The 12,218-nt window shown below is 52.3% G+C and carries 7 protein-coding genes, 1 tRNA gene, 3 rRNA genes and 1 pseudogene; 8 read left to right on the plus strand and 4 right to left on the minus strand.

Annotated elements, in window-relative coordinates; genetic code table 11:
- The first annotated feature begins 4 nt into the window (after positions 1-4).
- From rbsB to rbsR, 3 genes are all read left to right on the plus strand, one after another.
- The gene (gene rbsB, locus IP582_RS00055) at positions 5-895 is read left to right on the plus strand and encodes a ribose ABC transporter substrate-binding protein RbsB (RefSeq protein ID WP_193794760.1); all 891 of its coding nucleotides are present in this window, start codon (positions 5-7) and stop codon (positions 893-895) included.
- Positions 896-1,000: 105 nt separating this feature from the next.
- On the plus strand, positions 1,001-1,930 hold the full coding sequence (gene rbsK, locus IP582_RS00060; protein WP_193796158.1) for a ribokinase: 930 nt from the start codon (positions 1,001-1,003) through the stop codon (positions 1,928-1,930).
- Positions 1,931-1,933: 3 nt separating this feature from the next.
- The gene (gene rbsR, locus IP582_RS00065; RefSeq protein ID WP_103245128.1) at positions 1,934-2,926 is read left to right on the plus strand and encodes a ribose operon transcriptional repressor RbsR; all 993 of its coding nucleotides are present in this window, start codon (positions 1,934-1,936) and stop codon (positions 2,924-2,926) included.
- Here rbsR and mdtD read toward each other — a convergent pair.
- Positions 2,892-4,320, minus strand: a pseudogene (gene mdtD / locus IP582_RS00070) (multidrug transporter subunit MdtD). The gene rbsR and the pseudogene mdtD overlap by 35 nt on opposite strands.
- Before the next feature lie 11 nt (positions 4,321-4,331).
- The gene (locus IP582_RS00075; RefSeq protein ID WP_193794762.1) at positions 4,332-5,036 is read right to left on the minus strand and encodes a FadR/GntR family transcriptional regulator; all 705 of its coding nucleotides are present in this window, start codon (positions 5,034-5,036) and stop codon (positions 4,332-4,334) included.
- A gap of 483 nt (positions 5,037-5,519) precedes the next feature.
- On the opposite strand from IP582_RS00075, the gene IP582_RS00080 reads away from it, so the two are divergent.
- The 4 genes from IP582_RS00080 (at position 5,520) to rrf (ending at position 10,622) form a co-directional block, all read left to right on the plus strand.
- A 16S ribosomal RNA gene (locus IP582_RS00080) occupies positions 5,520-7,061 on the plus strand.
- Between the two features lie 85 nt (positions 7,062-7,146).
- A tRNA-Glu gene (locus IP582_RS00085) sits at positions 7,147-7,222 on the plus strand.
- Between the two features lie 187 nt (positions 7,223-7,409).
- A 23S ribosomal RNA gene (locus IP582_RS00090) occupies positions 7,410-10,311 on the plus strand.
- Between the two features lie 195 nt (positions 10,312-10,506).
- Positions 10,507-10,622: ribosomal RNA gene (gene rrf / locus IP582_RS00095) — 5S ribosomal RNA — on the plus strand.
- The 16S, 23S and 5S rRNA genes sit together here with 1 tRNA gene alongside, the layout of an rRNA operon.
- 97 nt (positions 10,623-10,719) lie before the next feature.
- On the opposite strand, the gene mobB is transcribed toward rrf, so the two are convergent.
- Together mobB and mobA are read right to left on the minus strand one after the other, a co-directional pair.
- On the minus strand, positions 10,720-11,223 hold the full coding sequence (gene mobB / locus IP582_RS00100; protein ID WP_193794763.1) for a molybdopterin-guanine dinucleotide biosynthesis protein MobB: 504 nt from the start codon (positions 11,221-11,223) through the stop codon (positions 10,720-10,722).
- Positions 11,220-11,747 (minus strand): molybdenum cofactor guanylyltransferase MobA, encoded by a 528-nt coding sequence (gene mobA, locus IP582_RS00105; RefSeq protein ID WP_255520044.1) that lies wholly within the window; start codon positions 11,745-11,747, stop codon positions 11,220-11,222. Before mobA ends, mobB begins: the two co-directional genes overlap by 4 nt.
- Before the next feature lie 126 nt (positions 11,748-11,873).
- On the opposite strand from mobA, the gene IP582_RS00110 reads away from it, so the two are divergent.
- Positions 11,874-12,143 carry a YihD family protein gene (locus IP582_RS00110; RefSeq protein ID WP_193794765.1) on the plus strand — a complete coding sequence of 90 codons (270 nt, stop codon included), beginning with the start codon at positions 11,874-11,876 and terminating at the stop codon, positions 12,141-12,143.
- The last annotated feature ends 75 nt before the right edge of the window (positions 12,144-12,218 follow it).

Genomic DNA, 12,218 nt, shown 5'->3' on the forward strand with positions numbered 1-12,218 from the left:
TGATATGAACATGAAAAAACTGGCTACTCTGGTTTCTGCTGTTGCACTGAGCGCCACCGTAAGCGCGAACGCGATGGCGAAAGACACGATTGCATTGGTTATTTCCACGCTGAACAACCCGTTCTTCGTCAGCCTTAAAGATGGCGCGCAGAAAGAAGCGGACAAACTGGGTTACGATCTGGTTGTGCTGGATTCACAAAATAACCCGGCAAAAGAGCTGGCTAACGTTCAGGACTTAACGGTACGCGGCACCAAACTGCTGCTTATCAACCCGACTGATTCCGACGCTGTAGGTAACGCCGTGAAGATGGCGAATCAGGCAAATATTCCGGTTATCACCCTTGACCGTGCTGCTGCGAAAGGCGAAGTGGTAAGCCACATCGCTTCGGATAACGTGCTGGGCGGTAAAATTGCTGGCGATTACATTGCCAAGAAAGCCGGTGAAGGCGCGAAAGTTATCGAATTGCAGGGTATTGCGGGGACATCTGCTGCCCGTGAGCGTGGCGAAGGCTTCCAGCAGGCTGTTGCCGCCCATAAATTTAACGTCCTGGCGAGCCAGCCGGCTGACTTTGACCGTACAAAAGGCCTGAACGTTATGCAGAACCTGCTGACGGCGCACCCGGATGTACAGGCGGTGTTTGCACAGAACGATGAAATGGCGCTGGGTGCGATGCGCGCCCTGCAAACTGCCGGTCAAACAGATGTGATGGTGGTTGGGTTTGACGGTACGCCTGATGGCGTAAAAGCCGTGAATGACGGCAAAATGGCGGCGACGATTGCTCAGCTTCCGGAAATGATTGGCGCGAAAGGCGTAGACACCGCAGCACAGGTGCTGAAAGGTGAAAAAGTCCACGCGAAGATCCCGGTAGACCTGAAACTGGTTATCAAACAATAAAAATCGTCAGGCTATCTCACCAGGGTAGCCTGAAAAAAAGCATCAAGAAAAGCAGAGCTCGCGCCACCCGCTGGCGGGTGGCGCATTTTAATGGACAAGCTCATCATGAAAACCACAGGCAAACTTGTTGTCCTCGGTAGTATTAATGCCGATCACATTCTTAACCTTGAATCATTCCCAACCCCCGGGGAGACCGTTACCGGCACGCAATATCAGATTGCATTCGGCGGTAAAGGTGCAAACCAGGCGGTGGCTGCCGGGCGCAGCGGTGCGGATATAGCCTTCATTGCCTGCACGGGTGATGACGACACCGGTGAACGTGTCCGCCAGCAACTAATTAGCGACAACATTGATGTGGCGCCTGTTAGCGTTATTGCTAATGAGTCGACCGGCGTGGCGCTGATTTTTGTTAATGGCGAAGGTGAGAATGTCATCGGTATTCATGCGGGTGCGAACGCGGCGCTCTCTCCGGCACTTGTTGATGCCCAGCAGGAGCGTATTGCCCAGGCTTCCGCGCTGTTAATGCAACTGGAATCACCGGTAGAAAGCGTTCTGGCCGCAGCGCGTATTGCCCATGCGAACCAAACCATTGTGGCGCTCAACCCCGCTCCGGCACGTGAGCTTTCTGATGAGTTGCTGGCGCTGGTGGATATCATTACACCGAATGAAACCGAAGCCGAAAAACTGACGGGTATTAATGTTGCCAGCGATGAAGATGCGGCGCGCGCGGCGCAGATACTACACGCCAAAGGCATTGATACGGTCATCATTACGCTGGGAAGCCGTGGTGTCTGGGCTAGCGTGAAAGGCGACGGTCGTCGTGTTCCGGGTTTTAAAGTGAAAGCCATTGATACCATTGCAGCCGGGGATACCTTTAATGGTGCTCTGATGACCGCACTGCTGGAAGACCTCGCGCTGGATGACGCTATTCGTTTTGCTCATGCGGCGGCGGCCATTGCTGTCACTCGCAAAGGCGCGCAACCGTCTGTTCCGTGGCGCAAAGAAATTGACGATTTCCTGGCTGAGCAGGGGTGATGATTGGCTACGATGAAGGATGTGGCCCGGATGGCGGGCGTATCGACGTCAACCGTTTCGCATGTCATCAATAAAGATCGCTTTGTCAGTGAAGCCATCCGCGAAAAGGTGGAGTCCGCGATCAAGGCGCTCAACTATGCGCCGTCTGCACTGGCGCGCAGCCTGAAAATCAATCAAACCCGCACTATCGGGATGTTGATTACCGCCAGTACAAACCCTTTCTACTCTGAACTGGTACGTGGCGTGGAACGTAGCTGTTTTGAGCGCGGTTATAGCCTGGTGTTATGCAACACCGAAGGGGATGAGCAACGCATGAACAGCAATCTGGAAACGCTGATGCAAAAGCGTGTCGATGGTCTGCTGCTTTTATGTACGGAAACGCATCAGCCTTCCCGGGAAATTCTGCAGCGTTACCCCTCGGTGCCCACGGTGATGATGGACTGGGCTCCGTTTGATGGGGACAGTGACCTTATTCAGGATAATTCTCTGCTCGGCGGCGACATGGCGACGCAGTACCTGATCAATAAAGGACATACCCATATTGCCTGTATTGCTGGCCCGCTAGATAAAACGCCTGCCCGCCTGCGCCTCGAAGGTTATCGTGATGCGATGGCCCGCGCGGGCCTGACCATCCATGACGGTGATGAAATTATTGGCAACTTTGAGTTTAGCGGCGGTTTTGAAGCAATGCAGATGCTGCTGGCACTGGAAGCGCGACCGCAGGCGGTATTTATTTGTAATGATGCGATGGCTGTCGGGGCTTACCTGGCACTGTATCAGGCCGGGCTGCGTGTGCCGCAGGATATTGCCATTGTTGGTTATGACGACATTGAACTGGCGCAGTATATGACGCCGCCGCTCACCACCATTCATCAGCCGAAAGATGAACTGGGGGAGCTGGCGATCGATGTGCTGATTCATCGTATATCTGACCCTACGCAACAACAACAGCGGCTACAGCTTACGCCGGTGTTGATGGAGCGTGGCTCAGCATAGTATTAATGCTTTTCCTTTATCAGGTTACGACCATCTTTCGGCTTTAACAGCATAAAGGTCAGGGCGGATACCAGGGTGATGGCGCCCATCGTCACAAAGGTATAGTGAAACTGTTCCACGGTATTCGCGCTGTCAAACCCTTCGTAAAACCGTAACACTGCCGCACTGACGGCGACACCAAGACTGATAGAGAGCTGCTGCGTTACGGCCAGCACACTATTCCCGCTACTGGCGTTTTCGTCAGTCAGGTCGGCAAGCGTAATGGTATTCATGGCGGTGAATTGTGTGGACATGGCCATCCCCAGGATGAACAGCGGTAATATCAGCAGCCACACTTCCATTGACGGTGATTGCAGAGAAAATTGCGCAATCATCAAACCGATAAACAGGGTAATGGCTACCAGGGTTTTCCTGTAACCCAGGCGGCGCAATACCTGGGTGACCATCGATTTTGCAAGAATGGACCCCATTGCCGTCGGCGCCATCATGCATCCGGCAATCAGTGCAGGATAGCCAAACCCAACCTGTAGCATCAGCGGCATCAAAAAGGGCACACAGCCCGTCCCCAGTCGCGAAGCAATATTACCGATAATGCCCACAGAGAAGGTGCGTGTCTTAAACAGATTGAGCGAGATGAGTGGCGTGGGGTGACGCCGCGCGTGGCGAATATAAAGAATAAATAACAGCACGCCGCTCAGTATCACGGCCGATGCCAGCCAGCTTGCGACAATTTTCTCGCCAAACAACTCCATGCCACTGGAAAACAGGACCAGGCTCAGGCCAAAGAGGAAAAAGCCGCCGGTATCGAAGCCCTTACGCGGTGTGGTGAAGTTCGGCATATATTTACGCGCATATAAAATCCCGGCTATGCCAATCGGAATATTAATAAGGAAGATCCAGTGCCAGCTTGCCCAGGTCACCAGCACGCCACCCAATACCGGGCCGAGAATGGGGCCTACCAGGCCTGGCATAGTGACAAAGTTAAGTACCGGCAGAAGCTCACTGCGCGGATAGGCGCGCAGCAGTGCCAGACGTGCAACGGGCATCATCATTGCGCCGCCTATTCCCTGAATCACGCGAAAGCATACCAGCGCCCCGAGCGACGTCGAGAGTGCGCAGGCCAGTGAACCCAGCGTAAAGAGGGTGACGGCCAGCATGAAGACACGCCGGGTGCCAAAACGGTCCGCCAGCCAGCCGCTTGCCGGAATCAACATGGCGACTGTCAGGGTATAACTGATAATGGCGGACTGCATAGCAAGAGGAGAACGATCAAGGCTTTGTGCGATAGCGGGTAGTGCGGTGTTCAGAATGGTGGCGTCCAGCGCCTGCATAAAGAAGGCCATGGCCGCAATCCACGGCAATCCGGCCATACTGCGAGCTTTCTTTTCAGTCATTCTTTGTCCTGTTATTTTGCTGTTGGCGCGTTTGGCGTCTTCAACAGAGTCTGGCAGGCCTGAAAGGCACTGTCCCCATCACTTTCCTGAATCGCATCAACAATAGCCTGATGCAGATCGAGCTTTATGGCCTGGTCCTGAGTGATGGAAGTAAAGTAGGTATGGTATATAGAATGGAACAGCGTAGCGAAAGAGATAAGAAAAGGATTAGCACTCATCGTATAAATATGTTCGTGCCAGGACATATCAACTTCAATCCATCGATCACGGTTAAAGTGCTTTTTCAGATACACCATCTCTTCCATTAATGTATTGAGGTGTGCTTTTTGTTCCGCGCTGCCTAATTGTGCTGCCAACTGGCAAGCTTGTGGTTCGAGACTGTTACGCATAATAAGGAAGTGCTGGATGACTTCATGAAAGTTATCCTCGCTCATCCACCAGACCAGTAATTCTTTATCAAGGAAATTCCAGTTCTCTCTGGGCATAACCCGGGTACCGATGCGCGGGCGAGGAAGCACCATACCTTTCGCCGTTAATGTCTTTACCGCCTCCCTGACCGCCGTGCGGCTTACACCGAACTGCTCACCCAACTCTATCTCGCCAGGCAAAATGCAGCCCGGGGCGTATTCGCCTCTCAGAATTTGTTGTGCCAGTTTCTCCGCCAGCACCCATGAGAGGTTTTTTTGCGCGGCAAGCTGTTGTGCGTTCAAAGACATTTATCGCTTCCTTTTATTCTTATTCACTCTTTAGTATGCCACCGGGGCTATCCCTGTGGTGGCAAAAACAGCAAAACAGGCCTTTTACGGTGCTTTTTACCGCGTCTTGTTGAAAAAAGAGACGGTTAAAAACTTTTTTGAAATTTATGCTTGTCACTTCACAAGAACTCCCTATAATGCGCCTCCACTGACACGGAACAACGGCAAACAAGCCGCCGGGTCAGCGGGGTTCTCCTGAGAGTCCCGACAGAGAAAAGCGAAAATAAACGCTTGACTCTGAAAGAGGAAAGCGTAATATACGCCACCTCGCAACGGTGAGCGAAAGCCGCGTTGCACTGCTCTTTAACAATTTATCAGACAATCTGTGTGGGCACTCAAAGTGACATGGATTCTTAACGTCCCCGGACGATAAATGAATACCAAGTCTCACAGAGTGAACACGTAATTCATTACGAAGTTTAATTCTACGAGCATCAAACTTTTAAATTGAAGAGTTTGATCATGGCTCAGATTGAACGCTGGCGGCAGGCCTAACACATGCAAGTCGAACGGTAGCACAGAGGAGCTTGCTCCTCGGGTGACGAGTGGCGGACGGGTGAGTAATGTCTGGGAAACTGCCCGATGGAGGGGGATAACTACTGGAAACGGTAGCTAATACCGCATAATGTCGCAAGACCAAAGAGGGGGACCTTCGGGCCTCTTGCCATCGGATGTGCCCAGATGGGATTAGCTTGTTGGTGAGGTAATGGCTCACCAAGGCGACGATCCCTAGCTGGTCTGAGAGGATGACCAGCCACACTGGAACTGAGACACGGTCCAGACTCCTACGGGAGGCAGCAGTGGGGAATATTGCACAATGGGCGCAAGCCTGATGCAGCCATGCCGCGTGTATGAAGAAGGCCTTCGGGTTGTAAAGTACTTTCAGCGGGGAGGAAGGCGTTGTGGTTAATAACCGCAGCGATTGACGTTACCCGCAGAAGAAGCACCGGCTAACTCCGTGCCAGCAGCCGCGGTAATACGGAGGGTGCAAGCGTTAATCGGAATTACTGGGCGTAAAGCGCACGCAGGCGGTCTGTCAAGTCGGATGTGAAATCCCCGGGCTCAACCTGGGAACTGCATTCGAAACTGGCAGGCTTGAGTCTTGTAGAGGGGGGTAGAATTCCAGGTGTAGCGGTGAAATGCGTAGAGATCTGGAGGAATACCGGTGGCGAAGGCGGCCCCCTGGACAAAGACTGACGCTCAGGTGCGAAAGCGTGGGGAGCAAACAGGATTAGATACCCTGGTAGTCCACGCCGTAAACGATGTCGACTTGGAGGTTGTGCCCTTGAGGCGTGGCTTCCGGAGCTAACGCGTTAAGTCGACCGCCTGGGGAGTACGGCCGCAAGGTTAAAACTCAAATGAATTGACGGGGGCCCGCACAAGCGGTGGAGCATGTGGTTTAATTCGATGCAACGCGAAGAACCTTACCTGGTCTTGACATCCACGGAATTCGGCAGAGATGCCTTAGTGCCTTCGGGAGCCGTGAGACAGGTGCTGCATGGCTGTCGTCAGCTCGTGTTGTGAAATGTTGGGTTAAGTCCCGCAACGAGCGCAACCCTTATCCTTTGTTGCCAGCGGTCCGGCCGGGAACTCAAAGGAGACTGCCAGTGATAAACTGGAGGAAGGTGGGGATGACGTCAAGTCATCATGGCCCTTACGACCAGGGCTACACACGTGCTACAATGGCATATACAAAGAGAAGCGACCTCGCGAGAGCAAGCGGACCTCATAAAGTATGTCGTAGTCCGGATTGGAGTCTGCAACTCGACTCCATGAAGTCGGAATCGCTAGTAATCGTGGATCAGAATGCCACGGTGAATACGTTCCCGGGCCTTGTACACACCGCCCGTCACACCATGGGAGTGGGTTGCAAAAGAAGTAGGTAGCTTAACCTTCGGGAGGGCGCTTACCACTTTGTGATTCATGACTGGGGTGAAGTCGTAACAAGGTAACCGTAGGGGAACCTGCGGTTGGATCACCTCCTTACCTTAAAGAACCTGCCTTTGTAGTGTCCACACAGATTGTCTGATGAAAAATAAAAAGCAAGGCGTCTTGCGAGTGAGACTTCAGTGTCCCCTTCGTCTAGAGGCCCAGGACACCGCCCTTTCACGGCGGTAACAGGGGTTCGAATCCCCTAGGGGACGCCACTTGCTGGTTTGTGAGTGAAAGTCACCTGCCTTAATATCTCAAAACTCATCTTCGGGTGACGTTTGAGATATTTGCTCTTTAAAAATCTGGATCAAGCTGAAAATTGAAACGACACACGAAAGTGTGTTCGAGTCTCTCAAATTTTCGCGACACGATGATGTTTTACGAAACATCTTCGGGTTGTGAGGTTAAGCGACTAAGCGTACACGGTGGATGCCCTGGCAGTCAGAGGCGATGAAGGACGTGCTAATCTGCGAAAAGCGCCGGCGAGGTGATATGAACCTTTGACCCGGCGATGTCCGAATGGGGAAACCCAGTGCAATTCGTTGCACTATCGTTTGATGAATACATAGTCAAACGAGGCGAACCGGGGGAACTGAAACATCTAAGTACCCCGAGGAAAAGAAATCAACCGAGATTCCCCCAGTAGCGGCGAGCGAACGGGGAGCAGCCCAGAGCCTGAATCAGCTTGTGTGTTAGTGGAACGGTCTGGAAAGTCCGGCGATACAGGGTGACAGCCCCGTACACGAAAGCACACAGGCTGTGAGCTCGATGAGTAGGGCGGGACACGTGGTATCCTGTCTGAATATGGGGGGACCATCCTCCAAGGCTAAATACTCCTGACTGACCGATAGTGAACCAGTACCGTGAGGGAAAGGCGAAAAGAACCCCGGCGAGGGGAGTGAAAAAGAACCTGAAACCGTGTACGTACAAGCAGTGGGAGCACCTTCGTGGTGTGACTGCGTACCTTTTGTATAATGGGTCAGCGACTTATATTCTGTAGCAAGGTTAACCGTATAGGGGAGCCGAAGGGAAACCGAGTCTTAACTGGGCGTTAAGTTGCAGGGTATAGACCCGAAACCCGGTGATCTAGCCATGGGCAGGTTGAAGGTTGGGTAACACTAACTGGAGGACCGAACCGACTAATGTTGAAAAATTAGCGGATGACTTGTGGCTGGGGGTGAAAGGCCAATCAAACCGGGAGATAGCTGGTTCTCCCCGAAAGCTATTTAGGTAGCGCCTCGTGAACTCATCTCCGGGGGTAGAGCACTGTTTCGGCTAGGGGGCCATCCCGGCTTACCAACCCGATGCAAACTACGAATACCGGAGAATGTTATCACGGGAGACACACGGCGGGTGCTAACGTCCGTCGTGAAGAGGGAAACAACCCAGACCGCCAGCTAAGGTCCCAAAGTCATGGTTAAGTGGGAAACGATGTGGGAAGGCACAGACAGCCAGGATGTTGGCTTAGAAGCAGCCATCATTTAAAGAAAGCGTAATAGCTCACTGGTCGAGTCGGCCTGCGCGGAAGATGTAACGGGGCTAAACCATGCACCGAAGCTGCGGCAGCGACACTATGTGTTGTTGGGTAGGGGAGCGTTCTGTAAGCCTGCGAAGGTGTGCTGTGAGGCATGCTGGAGGTATCAGAAGTGCGAATGCTGACATAAGTAACGATAAAGCGGGTGAAAAGCCCGCTCGCCGGAAGACCAAGGGTTCCTGTCCAACGTTAATCGGGGCAGGGTGAGTCGACCCCTAAGGCGAGGCCGAAAGGCGTAGTCGATGGGAAACAGGTTAATATTCCTGTACTTGGTGTTACTGCGAAGGGGGGACGGAGAAGGCTATGTTAGCCGGGCGACGGTTGTCCCGGTTTAAGCATGTAGGCTGGTTATCCAGGCAAATCCGGATAACCAAGGCTGAGGTGTGATGACGAGTCACTACGGTGATGAAGTAACAAATGCCCTGCTTCCAGGAAAAGCCTCTAAGCATCAGGTAACATCAAATCGTACCCCAAACCGACACAGGTGGTCAGGTAGAGAATACCAAGGCGCTTGAGAGAACTCGGGTGAAGGAACTAGGCAAAATGGTGCCGTAACTTCGGGAGAAGGCACGCTGATATGTAGGTGAAGCCCCTGCGGGTGGAGCTGAAATCAGTCGAAGATACCAGCTGGCTGCAACTGTTTATTAAAAACACAGCACTGTGCAAACACGAAAGTGGACGTATACGGTGTGACGCCTGCCCGGTGCCGGAAGGTTAATTGATGGGGTTATCCGTAAGGAGAAGCTCTTGATCGAAGCCCCGGTAAACGGCGGCCGTAACTATAACGGTCCTAAGGTAGCGAAATTCCTTGTCGGGTAAGTTCCGACCTGCACGAATGGCGTAATGATGGCCAGGCTGTCTCCACCCGAGACTCAGTGAAATTGAACTCGCTGTGAAGATGCAGTGTACCCGCGGCAAGACGGAAAGACCCCGTGAACCTTTACTATAGCTTGACACTGAACATTGAGCCTTGATGTGTAGGATAGGTGGGAGGCTTTGAAGTGTGGACGCCAGTCTGCATGGAGCCAACCTTGAAATACCACCCTTTAATGTTTGATGTTCTAACGTGGACCCGTGATCCGGGTTGCGGACAGTGTCTGGTGGGTAGTTTGACTGGGGCGGTCTCCTCCCAAAGAGTAACGGAGGAGCACGAAGGTTGGCTAATCCTGGTCGGACATCAGGAGGTTAGTGCAATGGCATAAGCCAGCTTGACTGCGAGCGTGACGGCGCGAGCAGGTGCGAAAGCAGGTCATAGTGATCCGGTGGTTCTGAATGGAAGGGCCATCGCTCAACGGATAAAAGGTACTCCGGGGATAACAGGCTGATACCGCCCAAGAGTTCATATCGACGGCGGTGTTTGGCACCTCGATGTCGGCTCATCACATCCTGGGGCTGAAGTAGGTCCCAAGGGTATGGCTGTTCGCCATTTAAAGTGGTACGCGAGCTGGGTTTAGAACGTCGTGAGACAGTTCGGTCCCTATCTGCCGTGGGCGCTGGAAGATTGAGGGGGGCTGCTCCTAGTACGAGAGGACCGGAGTGGACGCATCACTGGTGTTCGGGTTGTCATGCCAATGGCACTGCCCGGTAGCTACATGCGGAAGAGATAAGTGCTGAAAGCATCTAAGCACGAAACTTGCCCCGAGATGAGTCTTCCCTTGGACTTTAAGTCCACTAAAGGAACGTTGAAGACGACGACGTTGATAGGCCGGGTGTGTAAGCGCAGCGATGCGTTGAGCTAACCGGTACTAATGAACCGTGAGGCTTAACCTTACAACGCCGAAGATGTTTTGGCGGATTTGAGAAGAGAAGATTTTCAGCTTAGATTCAGAGTCCGAAGGATTTTGCGCTGAGACAAGGCGGCAAACACAGCAACGGAAGGAGCATACTGAAGTATGTGACTGACGTTCGCAAGAGCAGCCAACGCAGTATCAGCACAAAAGACACAGGACGAGCACAAAGAATTTGCCTGGCGGCTTTAGCGCGGTGGTCCCACCTGACCCCATGCCGAACTCAGAAGTGAAACGCCGTAGCGCCGATGGTAGTGTGGGGTCTCCCCATGTGAGAGTAGGGAACTGCCAGGCATCAGACAAGTAAGAAGCCCATCCTCACGGATGGGCTTTTTGCGTTTCTGCACTTTAATTTATTACCAGACACTTTTCCTCCTGATGGTAACCTTCCTTATCGCCCTAACCAGCGCATCACAAATGCCGCGATCTGCGCTACATCTTTGATATCTAAAAGCGGAACATCCACGGCCAGCGGGACATCACTGGCGATAGCGATGACATGTTTATCGATAATAAGTTCATCTTCGCTGTGTCCGCAGCTCTGACGAAACAGTAAGATCTTAGCGACTGCTTCGTGCTTAAAGCCCTCAACGAGCACCAGATCCAGCGTAGAAGCATCCATTCGGCTAACCAGATACGCTAAATTAAGCTCCGGCTCATCCGGCGTTTCGGTCATTAAGGCCCAGCGTTGCGAACTGGCCACAATCGTTTGTGCTGCACCGGCTTTACGTAACTCGTAACTGTCCTTACCGGGCTTATCAACGTCCATATTATGATGGGTATGCTTAATCAGACCGGGGCGGATCCCTTGCTCGCATAATGCAGGAATCAGCTTTTTAAGTAGCGTCGTCTTTCCGGTACCACTCCAGGCGGCAATAGCCAGTACGGGTATCATACTTTCTCCTGCCAGCGCGCCAGATCTTCAGGTGTATTCACATTCGCAAAGCTTTCCTTTGTATCGCTAAAGTCGACGGAATGCCCTCCGACTTCACGCATAAAAACCATGACCCGGCGTTCTCCTCGGTTAAGGTAGTCTTGCAGTTGCGGCGCGTTGATACGGTTCACCAGGGCAATCGTTGGATGGTCACGTTCACCATCATGCACCCACACCGCATTTGTGCTCTTACACTCTGCACTTAATCGCTCGACCAGATCGCCCGGAATGTAAGGTGTATCACAGGGAGAGAACAGAAACCACTCGCTCTCGCACTGCTGCATAACAGACAGCATACCTGCCAGTGGACCAGGGAAATCAGCCAGTTGATCCTGGTACACGGGTAAGCCGCTTGCCCGGTAGCTTTCCAGATTACGGTTTGCACTGATCACAATGTGCCCCACCTGAGGCGCCATCGCGTGTGCGACGTATTCCCACAGCGGTTTTCCTTTTAGCACCAGTAATCCTTTATCCTGACCTCCCATCCGCGAGGCTTTACCGCCTGCGAGTATCACACCTGTTACCACACCCTTTTTAATCAACCTTATCGCCTCTTTTATTGTGGGTTTGACCCTGATAACGTGTCTGTACCAAGAGTAAGGAGCACCACCATGAAATGTAAACGCCTGAATGAAGTTATCGAACTCCTCCAGCCTGCGTGGCAGAAAGAACCAGAATTAAGTCTGATGCAATTTTTACAGAAACTGGCGAATGAATCAGGTTATGAGGGAGAGCTTACCGATTTAAGTGACGACATTCTGATTTATCACCTGAAAATGCGTGACGCAGATAAAGATGCGGTAATTCCGGGTATTAAGAAAGATTATGAAGAAGATTTTAAAACTGCTTTGCTCCGCGCACGTGGCGTAATTAAAGAGTAAAAGCTTGTAAGTGAAGGCACCGAAAGCGCAGTGAAATGATATCCTCAATCATTCGGCTTTATTTGCGGATAATGG

The organism is Citrobacter sp. BDA59-3, assembly GCF_015167655.1.
In the GTDB taxonomy this organism is placed as follows: domain Bacteria; phylum Pseudomonadota; class Gammaproteobacteria; order Enterobacterales; family Enterobacteriaceae; genus Phytobacter; species Phytobacter diazotrophicus.